The sequence below is a fragment of the Streptomyces sp. NPDC058683 genome, assembly GCF_042716195.1.
In the GTDB taxonomy this organism is placed as follows: domain Bacteria; phylum Actinomycetota; class Actinomycetes; order Streptomycetales; family Streptomycetaceae; genus Streptomyces.
On record NZ_JBHXSK010000011.1, the window covers coordinates 161,770 to 180,757 of the forward strand.

Consider the following 18,988-nt stretch of genomic DNA (forward strand, 5'->3'; position numbering starts at 1 on the left):
GGTCAGTGCCGCACCGGTCGCGCCGGCGCGGGCTGCTCCAGCCGCTCCAGCCGCTCCAGCCGCTCCAGCCAGGCCACCAGGGCGAGCGAGCTGTTCAGACGGTCCCATGCGTGCGCGTCCCCGATGCCGAGCTGAGCCTCCCGCACCGCCCGGCACAGCGTCTCGACGTCGAACATCTCCGCGATCAGCGGATGGCGGGCGGAGCGGCACAGGGAGACGAGTTCGTCGCCGTGCGTCCGCAGGCCGCGTGCGTAGAGGTCGTCGAAGGGGACCTTGGCCACCCTGTCGCTGATCGGGGCGGGGAGCAGGCCCGCCATGGCCGCACGCAGGACGGCCTTCGGACGGCCCGGCCGGAACGTGACCGCGGCCGGCAGGCAGCTCATCGTGGCGATGACGTCCGGGTCGAGGAAAGGGTGCGAGAGGAAGAACCCGTCCCGTGACGCGCGGTGCCAGGACAACAGGTCGGGCGCGGCGACGTAATTGGCGGCGTCGTACAGCGACTGTTCCGGCCGGTGCCCGAACGCGAAGCGGCTCTCGGCGATGCCAGCCTGCCGGTAGCCGTGAGCCCGTGCGAATCCCGAGCGCAGCCATGGGGGGCGGTTGAAGGTGCCGAGACCGCCGAGCACCGTCCTGCCTCGGACCGGTGCGGTGAACCGTTCGGCCACGAGCGGAAAGGCCGGCTGGACCACGTAGGCGTGGACGATGTCCCGCAGGCCCCGCTCGCTCCCGACGGCCCAGGCACGTGCCTGCTGGGTCATCTGCCGCAGCCGGCCCGTGCGGGCGAGTCTGTGCAGGTGGAACGGATTGGCGTCGGCGACGGGATCGGCGCCGCAACCGGTCAGGAGGGTGTCACAGCCGAGTTCCGCGGCCTCGGAGTGGAGTCTGCTCCAGAACGGGGCACGGAACGCGTGCGGAGAAGGCTCGTCCGCGTCTCCCGCGTGGTGCTGGAAGTCGTCGAAGTCGGCGACGTCGTCGGCATCGACGACGACCGGGCGCGCCGCGGGTGTGTGCCGGCGGATCTCCTCCAGCGCGATGTCGAGGTACGGCTGCTCCGCCGCCAGCTCGCCGCGGGAGAAACGCCCGGCGATCAGGACGAGGTTCCCCGGGCCGACGCGCCTCTCGGCCAGCAGACGTGCGGCGAGCAGCGCGACGCTGGTCGAATCGGTGCCGCCGGAGACATGGCATGCGGTCGTCGTGCCCATACGGCGTCCGACGGCGTTCTCGAGCGCCAGGCGCAGCTGCTGCGCGGCCTCGCCGGGGTGGGGGCCGTCAGCCGGCGGCGTGGGCGGGTCCGTGGTCCGTCGGACGGGTCGCGGCGTACGGCGGCGCAGCTGCCCGGTGAGGGACAGTTCCACCGCCTCTCCGCCGAGCACGCGGTGTACCCCGGCGAACGGCGTGAGGTCCGTGTGCGGTTGCGCCATGTTGCCGGTGAGGTACCGGCAGAAGTAGCGGGGATCCAGCTCTTTGGCGTTCCCCAGGCTGCGTGCGGAGGTGCTCACGGCATTCACGAGGCCGCCCGACACCCGGAAGAACAGGGGGATGCGTGCCTGTCCGTCGCGCAGCAGAAGGATGCGGTCGCGGCACACCAGAACGGCCGCGTAGTCGCCGACCGGCAGCGGCGGGACGGCTCCCTTCCGGCCGAAAACGTCGAGGAGGCCGTGTGCCCCCGCCCGGCGGTCGCGGGCCGACCCGACCCAGCCGACGACGCCCGCGGTGCCGGCCGGCGAGGAGACCGTCGTCACGAGTCCCTGGCGCTCCATGACGTCGGAGGTCCGGAACCTCGGCGCGCCGTCGGCCCACTCGAGGCGGAGCGCATCCATGTCACCGTCCCCCGCAGTCGATCGCGAGCACCGAGGTGAAGGCGTGCCCTCGCGGATCGGCATCCGGGATGCACACGTCGGCCGACGCCGTCCAGGCGTGCAGGGCGAAGGGGTGTTCGCGGACACCGACGTGGAGTACGGCCTTCAGGCCGCGCCGCCGCAGCAACAGGAAGGCCGTCACGGCCTCGGACTTGCAGTCGCCATTGACGAACCAGCTGCGGCGGCTGTGTCTCTGCACTGCTCGTTTCAGGTGTTCCAGCTCCTGGACGGAGGGGAGGTCGGCACGCGCGTAACCCGGGGCAGCCAAGGACAGCAGCCGGAGGACCCGCCCGAATCCCAGGGTCCGGATGAGCAGGTGCACTCCACGCAGCCACAGGCCTACGGCGCCGGTGTCAGCGTGCTTCTTTCGGCGACCCGGGGCGCATCCGGCCCGCACAAGAACGGTGACGAGCTCGGAGCGTTCCTCAGGGCTTCCCTCAGCGAACTTGCGGACGTCCGCGGCCGCCATCCCGAGAAAACGCGTCCGCTTCCAGTCGGCGATCAGCGCTCCGTCGGACATCCGGCTGACACGGCAGTACGGCGACAGCATCCTCGCCATGGCTGCCAGGTCGTCGACGTCCTCCGCCACCGCACCTCCTCCAGAATCCTCCGCGAACGGGTGTCAGGACTGGTAACCGTGACCGTCGTAGAGTCCGCCGCTGAAACCCCGGATCAGACGGCCGTTGCCGAGAACAACCAGCCGGCGCGGCTTACGACGCCGCAGGAATCGAAGAAACATCGCCACCTCCGGAGCCAGGCAGGACCGATCAGCTCCAAGCTACGCCGCAACGAATGGCCCGCAACCGGACTGCCGGCGGGAACGCAGCCAGGTCCGCCGCCGGTGGTACCGCCGCGTAGTACCCGAGACAGACGTGGTCGTCCCCGGTGAAACCCTGGGGCTCGAGATGCAAGGGGGCCATGATTCCCGTAATGTAACAATTGGACTGTTTTCGGGGTGTCTTCTCCCTCGTCGGGGGGTTCGGCGGTAGTTCCCGTCACCGCAAGAATCACCGCACCGTCAGGAGACCTGATGGCCACCCAGAAAACCCGCTCTCGCGCTGTCCCGGTCTACGCACTCGCCGGCATCCGGCTCTTCAACGGGGTCGCCGGGCTGTTCGCCCCCGGCCTGCTCATCCGGCGTCTCGACCCCGATCGTGAGCCGCCCAGTCCGGCGGCGGTGTACGCGTTCCGGCTCTTCGGGATCCGTACGATCCTGCTCGGCCTCGATCTGCTGACCAACCGCGACGAGCGGTTGCGGGAGGACCTGCGCGACGGCGTCCTGATCCACGGCAGTGACACCGCGACGGCGGCCACGCTGGGTCTGAGCGGCCGGCTGCCACCCCGTACCGCCGCGCTGACCACGCTCATCTCGGCCGCCAACACGGTCCTGGCCGCCGCCTCGCTCGCCAACTCGGTGAAGGGGAAGCGGAAGTGACGGGAGGGCCCGGTGCCGACTCCCCGGCCGAGACGGGTTTCGACTACGTCGTCGTCGGCGCGGGGGCGGGCGGCGGGCCGCTCGCGGCCAACCTCGCCGTCGCGGGCATGCGCACCCTGCTGCTCGACGCGGGCGGCGCCCCGGAGAACGACAACTACCTGGTGCCCGCCTTCCACGCGGACGCCTCCGAGGACCCCGTCCAGTGCTGGAACTACTTCGTACGGCACTACGCCGACGAGCCGCAGCAACAGCGCGACAGCAAACTCGTCCCGGACCGGGGCATCCTCTACCCGCGTGCCGGGACGGTCGGCGGCTGTACCGCGCACCACGCGCTGATCACCGTCTATCCGTACAACCGCGACTGGGACGCGATCGCGGAGGAGACCGGCGACGCGACGTGGCACAGCACGGCCATGCGCCGGTACTTCGAGCGGCTGGAACGCTGCACCTACCGGCCGAGACCCAAGAAGCCGCCCGCCGGCCCGCTGCTGGCCGCGCTGCTGAAGATCCTGCCCGTCACGGGCGCCCGGTACCGCAACGACGCACGCCACGGATTCGACGGCTGGCTGCCGACCGCCCTCGCGGACCCCGAACTGGCCGTCCAGGACGAGCAGTTGCTGAAGGTCATCCTCTCGGCGGCGGAGGACACGCTGGCCGACTTCCTCGACCGGCCGCTGTCCCCGCTGGAGGGGTTCGGCTCCTTCGTCGACCCCAACGACTGGCGGGCTCAGACGCGTGCCCTGCAAGGGCTGTGGCAGATCCCCCTCTCCACCGCGGACGGGCGGCGCAGCGCCGTACGCGAGCGGGTCCGGGCCGTACAGCGAAGCCATCCGGGCAGCCTGGTGGTCCGGACGAACGCTCTGGCGGCCCGGGTCGTACTGGACGGGAACGGAACCGCGGCCGGCGTCGACTATCTGGACGGGGCGCACGCCTACCGGGCCGACCCCGCGAGCCGGCCGGACGCCGGGCCACCGGTCCTGCGCAGGGTCCTCGCCTCCCGTGAGGTGATCCTGGCCGCGGGTGCCTTCAACACTCCCCAGCTGCTGATGCTTTCGGGCATCGGACCCCGTGAGGAGCTGCGGCGGCACGGCATCCCCGTACGGGTCGACCTCCAGGGTGTGGGCGCGAATCTCCAGGACCGGTACGAGGTCGGCGTGGTCAGCCGGATGGACCGCGAGTTCCCGGTCCTCAAGGACTGCGACTTCCACGCGCCGCGACCCGGGACCGAACCGGACCACTGCTACCGGGCCTGGCGGCGCGGCGAAGGTCTGTACACCACCAACGGCGCCGTCGTCGGTGTCACCCGCAAGTCCCGTCCGGAGCTGGACGCACCCGACCTGTTCATCTTCGGCGGCCCCTTCGACTTCCGGGGCTACCGGCCCGGCTACTCGCTCGACCTGACACTCCACAAGGACCGTTTCACCTGGGCCATCCTCAAGAGCCGCACCCACAACACCGGGGGCCGGGTGCGGCTGCGCTCCACCGACCCCCGTGACACCCCACTGGTGAACTTCCACTACTTCGGCGAGGGCACGGACAAGGACGCCGTGGATCTCGACGCCATGGCCGGTGCCGTCGAGTTCGTGCGCCGGATGAACCGCAAGGCCGGCTCCGTGATCCTGGAGGAGCTGTGGCCCGGCAAGGAGATCGACGGCCGTGACGGCATCCGCCGTTTCGTGCAGGACGAGGCCTGGGGCCACCACGCGTCCTGCACCTGCCGGATGGGACGTCCGGACGATCCCTCGGCCGTCGTCGACAGCGAGTTCCGGGTGCGCGGAGTGGACCGCCTGCGGATCGTCGACGCCTCGGTCTTCCCCCGCATTCCCGGATTCTTCGTCGCCGCCCCCATCTACATGGTCAGCGAGAAGGCGAGCGACGTGATCCTCGCAACCGCCCGAGGAGCAACCACTCAATCAGCAACCGCCCAAGGAGCAGCCGCCCGAGGAGGACCGCCATGAGCAAGCAACGACCCGCCGCACGAAGCTCCGCAGCCGGATACCGTACGTCACTGCCCTGGCGGATCGTCACCGCCGTCGCCCAAGCGGTGGACCGGCGCATCGGCTGGGACAGACTGCCCGTCGTTCCGGGCCTGGTGACGCTCCTCGGACTGCGCGTCAGGCTTCGGCAGAAGAACCTCCACGACACCGGCCGACTGCCCTCGGTGAATCTGCCCGATCCCGGACCCCCCTCCGAGACCCACAAGGTCGACCGGACCGCCGACGGCGGCCACAACGACCTCGACGAGCCTCGCATGGGCATGGCGGGCACCCGCTTCGGCCGGAACATCCCGCTGGACCGGATCGCACCGACCGCACCCGAGGACGTACTGTCCGCGCCGAACCCGCGCGAGGTCAGCCGCGCCGTGCTCACCCGCGACGCGCTCGTCCCCGCCGAATCGGTCAACTCCCTGGTCGCCGCCTGGCTTCAGTTCATGGTCCGCGACTGGTTCAGCCACGGGACCAGCCCCACGGAACGGCCCTGGGAAGTCCCCCTCATGGACGACGACCCGTGGCCGGAGCACCCCATGCGGATCATGCGGACACCGGACGACCCGACCCGCGACCCGCAGGCACCCGCCGGGACACCCGACACCCGCGTCAACGTGTCCTCCCACTGGTGGGACGCGTCGCAGATCTACGGGTCGAACGAGACCGAGCAGCGTCTGATGCGCACCGGCGAGCTGGGCAGGCTGCATCTGTGGGACGACGAGCAGTCCCCGGTCCCCTCGGACCCCTCCCGGGACCCCTCGCACGTCCCCGGCTTCTGGCTGGGCCTCGCCATGATGCACGACCTGTTCGCCCGTGAGCACAACGCGATCTGCGATCACCTGCACGGCGCGTATCCGTCCTGGAACGACGAGGAACTCTTCCAGCGCGCCCGGCTCGTCAACGCCGCGCTCCTCGCCAAGATCCACACCGTGGAGTGGACACCGGCCGTGATCAGCCACCCCACCACCGTCAAGGCACTGCGCGCCAACTGGTGGGGCATCGCGGGCGAGCGCGTGCACAACCTCTTCGGCCGGATCAGCGACAGCGAGGTCGTCAGCGGCATCCCGGGCGGCGAGACGGACCACTACGGCGTTCCGTACTCCCTCACCGAGGAGTTCGTGGCCGTCTACCGCATGCACCCGCTCGTCCGCGACGAGTGGCATCTGCGCTCGGCCGCCGACGACTCGAGCCTGCGCCACTGCACCCTCCGTGACATCGCGGGCCCCGGGGCGCTGAAGGTCATGGAGACCACTGAGATGGCCGATCTGCTCTACAGCTTCGGCACGCTCCACCCCGGACTGGTCACCCTGCACAACTTCCCCAGGTTCCTCCAGGAGTTCGAGCGCCCCGACGGGCAACTGCAGGACCTCGCCGCCACCGACATCCTGCGCTCCCGGGAACTGGGCGTCCCCCGCTACAACGAGTTCCGGCGGCTGCTGCGGCTGAAGCCCGCGGCGAACTTCCTGGAGCTGACGGAGAACCGGGCGTGGGCCGAGCAGATCCAGTGGCTCTACGACGGCGACATCGAGAAGGTCGACCTCATGGTCGGGCTGTACGCGGAGAAGCTGCCGGCCGGATTCGCCTTCAGCGACACGGCGTTCCGCATCTTCATCCTGATGGCCTCACGCCGGCTGAACAGCGACCGCTTCTTCACCGAGTACTACACCCCCGAGGTGTATTCCAAGGCCGGGATGGCCTGGATCGACGACAACAGCATGATCACGGTGCTGCTGCGCCACCACCCGGAGCTGCGTACGGCTCTTTCGGGGCTGACGAACGCCTTCGTGCCGTGGCACAGCGCCGCAAGGACGGTGACCTGACATGGCAGCGACGGACAGGTTCCGGGAGGAACGCGAGCGCCAGGTCGCGGCGGCCACCGCACGGTACGACGAGACCGGCGACGAGCGGCGGGCGGTCGAGGAGCAGCAGGACGCCGGGGTCGCCTTCCCGGATTCGGAGGAGGCACTCGCGGCGCGCGCGGCCCGGCTGCTCGACCGGCAGGCGGTGCCCGCCGCCATGGCGGTGGCGGCCGTCCGGGCGGAACCGCTGGCAGCGACCGCGGCGTACGAACGCATCCTCGGGGTGTCCAAGGAGCTGCAGGCATGGAGTTTCCTGCCGCGCGGCGCCCGGGCGGCACGCACCGTCGCCCGGATCTCGGTGCGGGAGAACGGCCGTGAACTGCCGCTCGGTACCGGCTTCCTGGTGTCGCCGAGCCTGCTGATGACCAACCATCACGTGCTCACCGACGCGCAGGCCGCCCGGCAGTGCTTCGTGGAGTTCGACGCCCAGGTCACCGTAGACAACACCGCCCAGCCGCCGACGCGGCTGGAGCTCGACCCGGACGGGTTCTTCGTGGCGGACCAACGCCTCGACTTCGCCCTGGTGCGGGTCGCCCCCGGCCCGGACCTGCGGCCCGCCGGGGAGACATTCGGCTGGAACCGGCTCAGCGCACAGCCGGGAAAGCTGGTGATCGGCGAGCCGGTCAACGTCATCGGCCATCCGATGGGGCGCCTCAAGGAGATCGCCGTACGCGACAACATGCTTCAGGTGCGCCTCGACGACTTCCTCCACTACAAGACGGACACCGAGCCGGGCAACTCGGGTTCTCCGGTGTTCAACGACCAGTGGGAGGTCGTCGCGCTCCACCACAGCGGTGTGCCCAGGGCCGACGGGCAGGGCCGCGTCCTGCGCCGTGACGGCCGGCTCTGGCAGCCCGGTGACGGCGACGACGCCATCGACTGGGTGTCCAACGAGGGCGTACGCGTCAGCTCCATCCTGAGACACCTCGCGGCCCTGCCCCTCGCCTCCCGGCAGCGGGAGCTGCTGGCCGAGATGGGCCCGGAGTCGGGGCTGCGCGTCGCGGAGGCAGCGGCCGCTCCGGTGGCGGGTCCGGCTCCCGTCGCCGGCCCGGCGACGGCTCCGGCTCCCGCTGTCCCGGTGTCGCGTCCCGCCGTCGAGAGGGCCACCGCGCGTGCGGGCCTGCGCGCCCGGGCCGGCGCGTTCGGCGGCGCACGGCATCTGGTCTTCCTGCACGGTCGCTCCCAGGAAGGCAGGGACCCCGAGAAACTGCGCCGCGAATGGGCGGCCGGACTCAACCAGGGGCTCGTCCGCGCCGGGCTCCCCCCGGTCGACCCGGCGGACGTCTGGTTCCCCTACTACGGCGACCGGTTGGTGCAGGCCCTGACCGCGCACGAGGCCGTTCCCCACCTCACCGAGGCGCCGACCGCCAGGGCGGCGGAGGCGGTCGCACCCGCCACCCCCACCGCCCGCGCGGTGTACGAGGAGATCATCGGCGAGGCGGCCGCGAAGTGGGACATGCCGCAGGAGGGGCAGCTGGCCACCGAACGGATCGGCCTGGACGACGTGGTCGGGACCCTGCACAAGCGGCTCGGCTGGCTGGCCGCCCGGAGCGACCTCGACGCCTGGGCCATCGCCCTGGTCTTCCGTGACGTGGCCGCGTACCTCGACGACCGGCGCATCCGGGACGAGGTCCTGGACTGCGTGCTGGAGACGATGCCGGACGCCGGGGAAGTGGTGCTCGTCAGCCACAGCCTCGGCACGGTCGTCGGCCTGGATCTCGTCACCCGGCTGTCCCCCGGCGTGAACCTCGTCCATCTGACCACGGCGGGCAGTCCCCTCGGCCTGGACAGCGTGTACAGCAGGCTGCTCGTCGGCGGGCCGAAGCGTCCGGACACCGTGGCGGACTGGCTCAACGCATGGTGCCCGACCGACGCGGTGGCCGTCGGCTGCCCGCTGGGCGACGACTGGGCGGACGGGCTGTCCGACCTCGCCGTCGTCAACGCCCGCGACCGGGCCCACAGCATCGTCGAGTACCTCGCCCACGCCGAGGTCGCCCGGTCGATCGGCAACCACCTCGGCGACTGAGCCTGCCGCTCGGTCACCGATGCCGACCTGTGTCGTCGGTGATCACATCGCATCGTCGCCGCCGGCCCGATCGGCACCGCCATCGAGTGGTGCGACGACTCATTCGACCGGGGTCGACTCCGGGGACGGGGGCTTCGGTGTCTGCCGGACCGCGCGCAGGGCGAGGGAGAGTTCGGCGATGCCGCGGGGATCGGTTATGGAGCGGCCGGTCCGTTCGGCGATGCGGCGCAGGCGCATGCGCACCGTGTTGGGATGGACATACAGACTCTTGGCGGCCTCCTCGGCCGATCCGCCGCAGCTGAACCAGGCGTCCAGCGTGTCCAGCATCAATTCGCGTTCGTCGACCGGCAGGGCCTCGATCGGACCGAGGACATGGGCGGCGACGCGCGCCATGACATCGGGTGCCCCGGCCGCCGCGACCGCGACCAGGGAGTCGTCGAAGACGGTCACGGCACGGCTCTCCGCGTCGCCGCCGCGCATGGCGACCTTGGCGAAGCGCAGGGCGTCCCCCGTGCCGTACAGGTCGTCGTAGGAGGGACTCACCCCCACGCGCCGCTCCGCGTGCTGCCGCAGCACCCCGAGGAGGTCGTCCAGGGCCCGCGGGCTGCGCAGATACACGATGCCCAGCTGGAGATCGGGGCGCAGCCGCCAGGCGGACCGGATGCCGCGCCGGCTCAGGAGGGCCGCAACCTCCGGCAGGGCCTGCCGACCGATCTGCGGTACCTCTGCGGCGACCACGGTGAAAGGACCGTTGCGCGGTACTCCCAGAGCCTCCGCCGCGGACCACAGGGCGTCGACGTCCATGCTCCTGCCCTCGAGCAGCGCCTCCACCAGCGCCGAGCACTCCTGGTCGCTGGCTAGGAGACGCTGGGCCACGGCGTCGTGGTAGCCGGAGACCATGGCCTCGGTGATGCCGTCCTGGATCACCCACATCGCCGAGGCCGCCGCGACCAGCTTGTCGCTCCCCACCAGGGAGTTGCTGGTGGCTTCGGCGACCACTGCCTCCCAGAAGTACTTCACGCCGATGCGGTAGGCCGTCATCACGGCGGGAAGCGGCACGTTCTGCAGAGCACGTCGGCGGCCGATGCGGGTCGCGGCTTCGGTGTCCAGAGGTGCCTGCCCGGTCAGCGCCCGGAGCGCATTGCCGAGGTGGATCCGGCAAGCCTCCGCCAGCTCGTCCTCAGGAACCACGTCGTACTGGTAGTCCCGCGAGCCGGCACGGATCCGCGCCGCCATCCCCTTCGCCAGGTCCTCGACGCGTTCGAGCAGAGCAGTCGCCAGGGTGCTGATCTCCTTGTCGACCAAGGTCTTCTCCGGCTCGCTGATCAGGATCTTCTGTCCACCCTACCGTCGGAGCCGCAGCCCGCACAGGGGCACGGAGTGGTTGCGGTGAGACCCGTCCGCGTGAAGCAGACGGTGACTGGAGCCGGGTGGCGCCGGAAGTGTCTCGGGGCGGGCTGCGACCGGCACCCTACGGGGAACGCCGGCGCTGCAGCACGATGCGATGCGGCGATGTTCAGTCATGTGTGGCCGCACGGGACTACCCGCCGTCCTGGTCCTCGGTGAGGAACGCCGACCGAGAGGCCTGGTCGTCCTCGCCGGGTGCCATGGCCTCCAGGGCGACCCGAAGCGCGGCGCGTGAGGTGATACCGAGCTTGGGATACAGCCGGTGCAGATGGGAGCCGACCGTACGGTGGGACAGGAACAGCCGCTCACCGATCTGCTTGTTGGTCAGGCCGATGGCCGCCAGCTCGGCGATCTGCCGCTCCTGCACGGTCAGCGCGGCTGTCGGTGCGGCGGGCCCGCTGGTGATCGCGACGCCGGTGGCGCGCAGTTCGTTGCGGGCCCGCTGGGCCATGGCCTTGGCCCCGATCCGGTCGAAGGTTTCGAGGGCGGCGCTCAGGTACAGGCGGGCACGAGGGTCGCGGTCGCGGCGCAGCCACTGCCCGTAGCTGAACTGGATGCGCGCGTGTTCCCACGGCCACCGGGCCGCATGGGGCAGGGACAGGGCCACCTCGAACAGGTGGTCGACTTCGCTCTCATCGGCAGCCACGGCGGCGGCCCCGGCGGTGATCATCGCGATGCGCGGGGAGATGCGGTGGATGCCTGCCTCTTGGGCGGCGGTGACGTGGGCGCGGGCCTCGTCCATGCGGCCGGTGCGGACCGCCGCCTCGACCAGGTCCAGGACCACCCACCGGGCTGGGACACCGCTCGGTGCGCCGGTCGGATCGACCCTGGCCACCTGGACGTGGGCCTCCTCGTAGTCGCCTTCGCCCATGGCGGCGAGGTGGCGCGCCGACCGGGCGTACCCCTCCGTCACCTCGATGCCGCGAGGCACCGCCCAGGTCGTGGTCTCCTCGCTGCGGGTACGGGCGAGATCCGCGTCGCCGCGCAGACCCGCACCCGATGCCAGCAGGGCCCGAATCTGCCGTTCCCAGAAGTGGTAGCCGTAGACCGCTGCGAGGTCCAGCCCCTCCTGCGCCAGCCCCTCGGCCTCGTCCCACTGTCCGTGGGCGTAGGAGTCGTGGCAGAGCAGCATCAAAGCGGGAATGGCCATGGCGATGGCGCCGCCGTCGCGCTCCCGTTCGATCATGCGGGAGACCAGGTACCTGTAGTCGGACAGGGCGTCCAACGCGACCGCCGCGAAGGCCAGAGGGATCAGCTGCCAGGGTGCCGCGTCGTCAGGCAGTGCCGCGAAGGCGTCGGCGAGGTCCTTCCGCAACGCCTCGGGGGCGCGAGTGGGGTCGACATACGCGTCGTGGCACAGTCTGAACGGCGTCACCGCCGCCGGTTCGAACCGGGCCATCGCGGTCTTGAGGAGCTCCCACGGCTCAGGGCGGAGGGCGTAGAGGCCGACGAGCAGCAGCGCGTACAGGATGCCGTAGTGGTCCCAGTTGTCGTTCCCGGCGGTGTCGGCGGTGTCGTCGAGCGCCCGGGTGAGGAGCCGGTAGGCGGTGTCGACATCACCCTCATCGTTCGTGAGGAGGTGGGCTGTAGCGGCGAAGACCAGCCCGGTCGGCGTGTCGGGCGCCTGTCCGACATCGACCAACAGCCGTGGGACGTCTTCGAATTGACCGGTGAAGGTGGCAAGGTAGGCGGCCTCGACCAGGCGGCGGGACCGGTCGCCCGGATGTGGGCTGAGTTCACCGGCCCGCATGAGCGCGGCCACCGCGCCGGACGCGGCGACGCGCCGCCGGTCGGAGACGGCCGTCTCGTCCGACGCCCGGGCCTCGGGGCCGGACACCGTGACGCGGCGCCAGGCGGACAGGGCTGCCTCGTCCAGCGCCCGGGCCACCGTCTCGTCCGGTCCGGTCGTGGCCTCGGCCAGATGCCAGGCCCGGCGCTCGGCGAAGTCGGCCAGCGCCGCGGCCAGCGAGTGGTGCGCGCTTCGGCGTTCACCAGGGGATGCCAGGTGCACGATCGCCGCGCGGACCAGCGGATGGCGAAACGCTATGGCGCCGTCGGCCGCATCGACATGTACCAGGCCCGCCTGCTGCGCCGGGGCGAGGTCGTCGATGTCCACAGAGCCCTGGGCGGCCTTCCGTATCGTTGTCAGGCCGGCGTCGGCGTCCAGCGCCGCCAGGAGCAGCCCTCTTCGGGTCGGCGCGGGCAGCCCTTCGACGGCAGAGGCGAAGGCCGCCTCCAGCCGGCCGGACAGGGGCAGGAGCGTGGGCAGTGGGTCCTGGCCCGAGCGCTGCCTGCTGCTCAGCGCCGCCGGCAGTTCCCGCAGCGCGAGCGGGTTACCCGCGGCCTCGGCCAGCAACCGACGCCGTACCGTCGGCGTCAGCCCGGGCCATCGGGCGTCCAGCAGCTCGGCCGCCGGCTGCGCGGCCAGTGGCCCGATCTCGCATACGGGCAGCTGGAGTTGGTGCCAGAGACCCTCGGTTCCCGTGCGGGCGGCGGCGAGGAAGACGACCGGATCGTCACCGATCCTGCGGACGGCGAACCCGAGCGCGGTCGCGCTGGCGCCGTCGATCCACGGTACGTCGTCGGCGATCATCAGCAGCGGGCGCTCGGTGGTGACCTCGCCGAGCAGGGCGAGTACCGCCGTCGAGGCGGCCATCGGGTCCGGCGACGGTCCCGGGGCGAGACCGAAGATCCGGTCGAGGACGTCTCGATGGTGGTCGGCGAGCCGGTCGGCGTGCCGGCGCAGCGGCCAGAGCATCTGGTGCAGCGCCGAGAAGTTCATCTCGGCCTCGAACTCCACGCCGGAGGCGCGCAGTACCCGCATGCCGAGCTCTTCGGCTCGTACCGCGGCGGTATTCAGCAGCGCTGTCTTGCCCACCCCCGGGGCGCCGCGCAGCAACAGGCTGGCGCCGCCCCGATCGTGTCTGGTGACCAGCGATTCCAGCAGTTCCAGCTCGGCCGTGCGCCCGGCCAGGTCCGCTCCAGGCCGGGAATTCGCCGACTTCCCGCTGCCCATCGGACTGCCGGGAACCTGATGACGAGTTGACAAAAAGTACATCCCTAACTATTTACTCAATCTGCGACGGTCAAGACCCGGCCCCGTCGCGGGGCTCGACAGCACCGTCCGCCGCGCAGACCACAACGCCGGCCATCACCGATACCGGCCTCCTGCCGACGTGCAGCCATGGCGAAGCGGGAGTCAGGCGCCTTGCCTTCACGGCGACCACACAGAGGTGTAGCCCTGCATCCAACGCACCCCACTTCGGGTAGGACGGAAAATGCCGTCGCTGAACAGCCTGCGTGCACGCCAGAGATGGAGGAACCGGAACATCTCGGGCACCGTCGAAGCGCACAGAAGGAGACGTACGGTCCCCACATGGGCGAACGTCCGCTTCACATCGACAGCAAGATCATCACTGATCGGGGGGCGGTGATTCCTGTTTCCCGTCACAGCAATCGGCCCCCACGACAGTGACTGGCCACAGGGTCGCCACGGCAGGCTCCTGAACGCTCCGCCAGGCCGCGTCGGCGCTCCGCCGAGCGCCGCTTCTCCCCCGTCGTACGCCATTGCCGGCTGCCCCAACACTGTCGGCCCGAGGGCCGGAGCGGGCGTCCCCTGACGGAGCTCGGCCTCACGGTTCCGGCGGACGAGCACGCCGAGCCGCACACCACTGGGGGCCTTCTCGTCGCGGGGCCGATGGCCGGCGCTCCACGCGGTCCGCGCGACGCCGGGCACCCTGCCGGCCCCTGGCGCACCACCGCCGAGTCATTGTCGGGACTCTTGCGGGGCGATCGGGCCGGAGGCGACGCCTCGCCGTACCCACCCGCTGCCCCCTGCGGCACCGGTGTCACGCTGCCGCAGCGCCCGCCCGGCTCGCTTCGGCCGATCGCCTCAATGAACGGTGTACGGACAGGCATGCGGCCTCGAACGCAGTCGATTGACCCAAGGGAGGGCACCTCCCCCGCACCTACGCTGGCGGGCGTCCCTCACGAGCAGCCGATCAAGGAGTGGCCATGGCCCCTGGATTCAATGGGTTCGATGTACATCTCCCCAACGAGCAGGCCGTTCTGGCTCGGATGCGCGGGACCCAGGACCGGATCGCCGACGCGATCACCGCCTTCTCCGGAACCATGCAGTTCGTCTATCTCCACGCGGCATGGTTCACGGTCTGGATCGCCTTCAACGAGGGACTGTTCGGCCACTCCGCGGTATGGGACCCGTACCCTTTCGGACTGCTCACCATGATCGTCAGCCTTGAGGCGATCTTTCTGTCCACCTTCGTGATGGTGAGTCAGAACCGCCAGGCGATGCGCGAGAAGGTCCGCGCCGACCTGGACTTCGAGACCAACGTCCGTTCCGAGGTGTGGTCGGCCCACATGGGACATGCCCTCGGAGTCGACCCCAAGCAGGTCGAACGGGACGTGCAGACCCTCCTCGCGCAGAACCAGGCGAAGATGAACGGCACCGGGCCGTCATCTCCATAGACACCGTGGCACGGAAACGTGCACCCGCTGCGCGGGCGGGCATCCCTCGCCCCTCGGCCCGCATCCCCGCATCCCCGCATACCGACCGCGAATCAGCCAGTCGACCGATGCCGGGACGCCGGTCCCGCGGTGAGCATGACCTGTACCTGATCGACCTGTCACCGGGAGAAAGCGTCATGATCCAGCGACATCGCCCTTTCCTCGCCTACTGGAACTGGCAACAGCACGCACTCTGCCGGGGCATGGACAGCTCCGTCTTCTTCTCACCGCCCGGCGAGCAGGGTGCCGAGAAGCGGACGCGGGAGAACGAGGCCCGGGCCGTCTGCAGGCGTTGCCCCGTCATCGAGGCCTGTGCCTGGACCGCGATACGCGGCCCTGAACCGTACGGCGTCTGGGGAGGCATGTCCGAGGGGGACCGCAGACAGCTCCGGCAACTGCGACCCCGCAAGATCGTCACGACGGAGTCCGAGACGCCGCAGCCTGAGTGAAGGCGCTGCCTGGGGAGGGCGAGCGACGGCGAAGAACCGGGGCGAAACGAACGCCACCATGACCAGGCCCGCTCCCGTGCGTACCGGGTACGAACTCCTCGACACCGGCGTCTTCGAGGAGAACCGCTGCTTCGACGTGGTCGTCGAGTACGCCAAGGCCGGACCGGGGACCGGCTCGTCGAGATCACCGCGCACAACCGCGGCCCCGAGGAGGCCGTGCTGCGCCCACCAGCGCCGGTTCGTCCGCTTCCCTGCGTGACTCCTACGACCGCCTGGTGACCGCCACGGCCCCCGTCCGAGAGGGCGCCGAACCGGCCGAACCGGGTCTGATCGTCGCGCTCGCCGCCTGGCGCCGGCATCTGCTGACCCCGAGCCGATGGGCGACGGGTGGCCCGTGCGGCTCGGCCGCCGGGCCACCCCCTTCCTCATGACGGTCAGGACAGTCAGGAGGGTCATGGCGTCTGTCATGTCGTCGCGGGCTTGCCGGAGTCGGTGGCGGCGTGGACCTCATCAGCGGTCGGACGGGCGTCGGTGTGCTCCATCGCCCGGATCGTGCTCGGCTGTCCGGCGAGGAATCCGGTGCGGACGAAATCGTCTCCCGCCACCGCGTGCAGCATCCAGTTCGTGGCGACGCGGGTCCTGGCCACGAACGTGGACAGCGCCAGCAGGTGGTAGCCGCGCGTCACCAGCTGTGCCGGAAGACCGCTGAGCGGGATGCCCAGCGGCCGGGCGACGGAACCCAGGCCGCCCAGGTCGACGACGAGGCCCAGGTCGCGGTGCCGGTACTGGCTCGGACTCCGTCCACGCAACCGCGCGACGACGTTGTTCCCCGCCGTCCTGCCCTGACGCAGGGCGTGCTGCGCGGTGGGTGGGCAGATCGCGTACCCGCCGGCGGCGAGGTCCGGTACGGCGGCCGCGTCGCCGAGGGCGAACACCTCGTCGTGGCCCGGCAGGGTCAGCTCCGCGGTGACCGCGAGCCGCCCCCGTACGGTCTTCGCCCCTGTCGACGCGACCAGCGGGCTGGCCGCGACCCCCGCGGTCCACACCAGGGTGTGCGTGGGAAGCCGGCGCCCGTCGGTGAGCGCGACCCAGCCCGGCCCGGCCGACGCCACGCTCACCCCGAGGGAGACCTCGATGCCGCGCCGCCGCAGCCGGGCCAGCGCCTTGTCGCCCAGGCGCGGGCCCAGTTCCGGCATCAGCCGGGGCGAGACATCGACCAGGTGCCACTCGACCGACTCCCGGCTCAGCCCCGGGTAGCGGTAGGTCGCCGCGACGGTGAGTCGCTGGAGATAGGCGGCCGTCTCGGTGCCCGCGTATCCGCCGCCCACGACGACGAACCGCAGCCGTGCCTCCCGCTCCGCCGGGTCCTCGGTCGCGTCGGCCAGGTCGAGTTGGGCGATGACGTGATCGCGCATGGCCACGGCCTCCGCCAGGGTCTTCATGCCGCGGGCGGTCTCCGGCACACCGGGGATGTCGAACGAGCGCGTCACGCTCCCGCTGGCCAGGACGACGATGTCGTAGCCCTCCCGGACCTCCTGACCGGTGATCAACCGCACCACACACTCCCGGGAGTCGAGGTCGACGCCCAGAGCGGTGCCGGGGACGATCCGGGTGCGGCGCAGCACCCTGCGCAGCGAGACGGCGACCGACTGCGGTGTCAGCACCCCGGCCGCCACCTGCGGCAGCAACGGCAGGTACAACTCGTAGTCGAGCGGCGTCACCAGGACGATGTCCGCCTCGTCGGCCTTCAGTACCCGTTCCAGCCGACGGGCACAGGCGACGCCCGCAAAGCCGCCGCCGACGATCAGGACACGCGGACGCGTCGGGTTGGTCGGACTGGTCATGACACTTCCTCCGAACAGCTGAGCAGGCCAGGGGGCCGAGAGCCGCCATCGTGGTCCGCGTAGGGAGACAACGGCTTCCGCCGTATGGCGCAAACGCCTACCGTGCGACGGGAACGGCCCGGACGACCGACGTACGTCCCCTCGACAGTCGTCCAACGGAAGCCCGACAGGTCGTCGGCCGCCTAGCTTCGGAATCATGAGAAGAACGGAACGAGTGGCCTCGCCAGTGACCGTGGCCGTCAAGTCCACCGACCCCCGGCTCGCTGGTGACATCTCCACCGCACTGCGTGCCCGGCCTCGTGTGTGCGTGCTGCGACCGGAGCAGGAAGCACGCGCGGAGGCGCTGCTCGTGCTGGCCACGCAGCTCGACGAAGAGGCGCTCGCACTCATGCGCGGTGTGCGCACGGAACATGTGCGGCCGCACGTCGTACTGGTGGCCCAGTACGTGGGGCGCGCCCAGCTTGTGCGGGCGGTGCGTCATGGGCTGGTCGACGTGCTGCCCCGGCGCACCGGGCTCGACCAGATCGTCCTCGCCCTGTTGCGTACCCGCCAGGGGCGGATGCGCCGGTCCGAATCCGCCCTTGTCGATGGCCTGGATCTGCGTCACCGAGCTCAGACCATCGACGGCGTGGCGCCCTACTGGGCACCGTAGAACCCTCAGCGGTCCCCCTGTGCCAGAACGTGTGCGAAGGCCTCGTCCCAGTCCATCGAGAGGCCTTCCGCGCCGGAGGGAACGCATCTGAGCGTCTCTTCGAGCCAGGCGCGCAGGGGTGCGACGCGGCCTTCGAGGATTGCCGCGCCGGTCCGTCCCTCGAGAAGCATCCAGAGGCTGTCCCCGCCATGGTGCCGGCAGGGCGGCCAGATCCGTACGTCGCCGTCACCGCTCGGTCGCTGCAGGCCCGTCACCAGCAGGTCCCGGGAGAGCACCCAACTGACGGTGCCGCCGATGTCGTTGAAGAACTCGACGTGCACTTCGAGGGGCCGGGTGTGGTCGTAGCCGAAGCGGGCCTGGACCGGCACTGTCTCGTGCAGGGACACGTACCGCCACATGGTCACGGAGAGATCCGCGCAATCCTGCTCCGGGGAACGGACGTACCTGGCTGGTTCGTTGTGCGAGCGGGCCATGTGTTTCCCTTTCTGTACTGATCCGTGCTGAGTTGTGTCGGAGCGCGTGAGCGGCCGCCCGGCGCGGCCTCCGGGTGTGCCCCTCGTGCCGCGCCGGGTGGCCGGCCCCCTGGTCAGGCGGCCGGGTTCTTCAGGCTTCGCCGCTGGTGGACGACGATGTAGCCGAGCAGTGCGTAGCCGAACAGGTGGCCCGCGGAGCGGGCGAGCCGGTGGCGCGGGGCGTCCCGAAACCAGTGGTGGCGGGAAGGTGTGCGGGGGGCCGCCTTCGTACCGGCGACCAGTGCGAGCGCGTCCCGCAGCAGGTTTTCGAGCTCTGCGCCCGGTTCGCGGAACCGGCCGGTGCCCTTCTTCGTGGATCGAGTCGCGTCGTGCATGGCGTCCTGTGCCTCTCGGTCGGGTACGAATGGTCCTGGGAAGTGGAGCGGGCCGGTCCCGCGGGTTTTCCCGAGGGACCGGCCCTTGTGCAGCTCCT

At 70.8% G+C, this 18,988-nt stretch carries 15 protein-coding genes; 8 read left to right on the forward strand and 7 right to left on the reverse strand.

Going from position 1 to position 18,988, the window contains the following annotated elements; all coding sequences use genetic code 11:
- Nucleotides 1-2: 2 nt before the first annotated feature.
- Entirely contained in the window at nucleotides 3-1,820 is a 1,818-nt protein-coding gene (locus tag ACFWXC_RS14465) for an asparagine synthase-related protein (RefSeq protein ID WP_384478330.1), read from the reverse strand.
- Between the two features lies 1 nt (nucleotide 1,821).
- Nucleotides 1,822-2,448, reverse strand: coding sequence for a lasso peptide biosynthesis B2 protein (locus ACFWXC_RS14470; RefSeq protein WP_384478333.1), 627 nt, complete (start codon nucleotides 2,446-2,448; stop codon nucleotides 1,822-1,824).
- 441 nt (nucleotides 2,449-2,889) lie between these two features.
- On the opposite strand from ACFWXC_RS14470, the gene ACFWXC_RS14475 reads away from it, so the two are divergent.
- From ACFWXC_RS14475 to ACFWXC_RS14490, 4 genes are read left to right on the forward strand one after another with little or no spacing between them, the layout of a single operon-like run.
- On the forward strand, nucleotides 2,890-3,294 hold the full coding sequence (locus tag ACFWXC_RS14475) for a hypothetical protein (protein WP_384478336.1): 405 nt from the start codon (nucleotides 2,890-2,892) through the stop codon (nucleotides 3,292-3,294).
- A complete protein-coding gene (locus ACFWXC_RS14480; protein WP_384478339.1) occupies nucleotides 3,291-5,252 on the forward strand; it encodes a GMC family oxidoreductase in 1,962 nt (653 codons plus the stop codon). Before ACFWXC_RS14475 ends, ACFWXC_RS14480 begins: the two co-directional genes overlap by 4 nt.
- On the forward strand, nucleotides 5,249-7,102 hold the full coding sequence (locus ACFWXC_RS14485) for a peroxidase family protein (RefSeq protein WP_384478342.1): 1,854 nt from the start codon (nucleotides 5,249-5,251) through the stop codon (nucleotides 7,100-7,102). Before ACFWXC_RS14480 ends, ACFWXC_RS14485 begins: the two co-directional genes overlap by 4 nt.
- Before the next feature lies 1 nt (nucleotide 7,103).
- The gene (locus ACFWXC_RS14490) at nucleotides 7,104-9,167 is read left to right on the forward strand and encodes a trypsin-like peptidase domain-containing protein (protein ID WP_384478345.1); all 2,064 of its coding nucleotides are present in this window, start codon (nucleotides 7,104-7,106) and stop codon (nucleotides 9,165-9,167) included.
- A 99-nt stretch (nucleotides 9,168-9,266) separates the two neighbouring features.
- Here ACFWXC_RS14490 and ACFWXC_RS14495 read toward each other — a convergent pair whose 3' ends face one another.
- Complete coding sequence (locus ACFWXC_RS14495) at nucleotides 9,267-10,472, reverse strand: PucR family transcriptional regulator (RefSeq protein ID WP_384478348.1); 1,206 nt, start codon at nucleotides 10,470-10,472, stop codon at nucleotides 9,267-9,269.
- A gap of 235 nt (nucleotides 10,473-10,707) precedes the next feature.
- Nucleotides 10,708-13,590 (reverse strand): AAA family ATPase, encoded by a 2,883-nt coding sequence (locus tag ACFWXC_RS14500; RefSeq protein ID WP_384478350.1) that lies wholly within the window; start codon nucleotides 13,588-13,590, stop codon nucleotides 10,708-10,710.
- A gap of 998 nt (nucleotides 13,591-14,588) precedes the next feature.
- Here ACFWXC_RS14500 and ACFWXC_RS14505 point away from each other — a divergent pair.
- The 3 genes from ACFWXC_RS14505 to ACFWXC_RS14515 all read left to right on the forward strand — a co-directional run bounded on the left by ACFWXC_RS14505 (nucleotide 14,589) and on the right by ACFWXC_RS14515 (nucleotide 15,806).
- On the forward strand, nucleotides 14,589-15,059 hold the full coding sequence (locus ACFWXC_RS14505) for a DUF1003 domain-containing protein (RefSeq protein ID WP_384478353.1): 471 nt from the start codon (nucleotides 14,589-14,591) through the stop codon (nucleotides 15,057-15,059).
- Nucleotides 15,060-15,235: 176 nt separating this feature from the next.
- Nucleotides 15,236-15,547, forward strand: a complete 312-nt coding sequence (locus ACFWXC_RS14510) for a WhiB family transcriptional regulator (RefSeq protein ID WP_384478356.1) — start codon at nucleotides 15,236-15,238, stop codon at nucleotides 15,545-15,547.
- 58 nt (nucleotides 15,548-15,605) lie between these two features.
- Nucleotides 15,606-15,806, forward strand: a complete 201-nt coding sequence (locus tag ACFWXC_RS14515; RefSeq protein ID WP_384478359.1) for a hypothetical protein — start codon at nucleotides 15,606-15,608, stop codon at nucleotides 15,804-15,806.
- Nucleotides 15,807-16,011: 205 nt separating this feature from the next.
- On the opposite strand, the gene ACFWXC_RS14520 is transcribed toward ACFWXC_RS14515, so the two are convergent.
- Nucleotides 16,012-17,391, reverse strand: a complete 1,380-nt coding sequence (locus ACFWXC_RS14520; protein WP_384478362.1) for an NAD(P)/FAD-dependent oxidoreductase — start codon at nucleotides 17,389-17,391, stop codon at nucleotides 16,012-16,014.
- A gap of 196 nt (nucleotides 17,392-17,587) precedes the next feature.
- On the opposite strand from ACFWXC_RS14520, the gene ACFWXC_RS14525 reads away from it, so the two are divergent.
- The gene (locus tag ACFWXC_RS14525; protein ID WP_384478365.1) at nucleotides 17,588-18,043 is read left to right on the forward strand and encodes a hypothetical protein; all 456 of its coding nucleotides are present in this window, start codon (nucleotides 17,588-17,590) and stop codon (nucleotides 18,041-18,043) included.
- Nucleotides 18,044-18,048: 5 nt separating this feature from the next.
- On the opposite strand, the gene ACFWXC_RS14530 is transcribed toward ACFWXC_RS14525, so the two are convergent.
- Both ACFWXC_RS14530 and ACFWXC_RS14535 read right to left on the reverse strand, forming a co-directional pair.
- Nucleotides 18,049-18,441 (reverse strand): SsgA family sporulation/cell division regulator, encoded by a 393-nt coding sequence (locus tag ACFWXC_RS14530; RefSeq protein WP_384478523.1) that lies wholly within the window; start codon nucleotides 18,439-18,441, stop codon nucleotides 18,049-18,051.
- A 188-nt stretch (nucleotides 18,442-18,629) separates the two neighbouring features.
- A complete protein-coding gene (locus ACFWXC_RS14535; protein ID WP_384478368.1) occupies nucleotides 18,630-18,890 on the reverse strand; it encodes a hypothetical protein in 261 nt (86 codons plus the stop codon).
- Between the last annotated feature and the right edge of the window lie 98 nt (nucleotides 18,891-18,988).

Excerpts from the sequence above, each read along its gene's own strand:
- ACFWXC_RS14505 (WP_384478353.1), top strand. The coding sequence starts at position 14,589 with ATGGCCCCTGGATTCAATGGGTTCGATGTACATCTCCCCAACGAGCAG.
- ACFWXC_RS14490 (WP_384478345.1), top strand. The coding sequence starts at position 7,104 with ATGGCAGCGACGGACAGGTTCCGGGAGGAACGCGAGCGCCAGGTCGCG.
- ACFWXC_RS14515 (WP_384478359.1), top strand. The coding sequence starts at position 15,606 with ATGACCAGGCCCGCTCCCGTGCGTACCGGGTACGAACTCCTCGACACC.
- ACFWXC_RS14475 (WP_384478336.1), top strand. The coding sequence starts at position 2,890 with ATGGCCACCCAGAAAACCCGCTCTCGCGCTGTCCCGGTCTACGCACTC.
- ACFWXC_RS14500 (WP_384478350.1), bottom strand. The coding sequence starts at position 13,590 with ATGGGCAGCGGGAAGTCGGCGAATTCCCGGCCTGGAGCGGACCTGGCC.
- ACFWXC_RS14535 (WP_384478368.1), bottom strand. The coding sequence starts at position 18,890 with ATGCACGACGCGACTCGATCCACGAAGAAGGGCACCGGCCGGTTCCGC.
- ACFWXC_RS14530 (WP_384478523.1), bottom strand. The coding sequence starts at position 18,441 with ATGTGGCGGTACGTGTCCCTGCACGAGACAGTGCCGGTCCAGGCCCGC.
- ACFWXC_RS14525 (WP_384478365.1), top strand. The coding sequence starts at position 17,588 with ATGAGAAGAACGGAACGAGTGGCCTCGCCAGTGACCGTGGCCGTCAAG.
- ACFWXC_RS14465 (WP_384478330.1), bottom strand. The coding sequence starts at position 1,820 with ATGGATGCGCTCCGCCTCGAGTGGGCCGACGGCGCGCCGAGGTTCCGG.
- ACFWXC_RS14485 (WP_384478342.1), top strand. The coding sequence starts at position 5,249 with ATGAGCAAGCAACGACCCGCCGCACGAAGCTCCGCAGCCGGATACCGT.
- ACFWXC_RS14510 (WP_384478356.1), top strand. The coding sequence starts at position 15,236 with ATGATCCAGCGACATCGCCCTTTCCTCGCCTACTGGAACTGGCAACAG.
- ACFWXC_RS14520 (WP_384478362.1), bottom strand. The coding sequence starts at position 17,391 with ATGACCAGTCCGACCAACCCGACGCGTCCGCGTGTCCTGATCGTCGGC.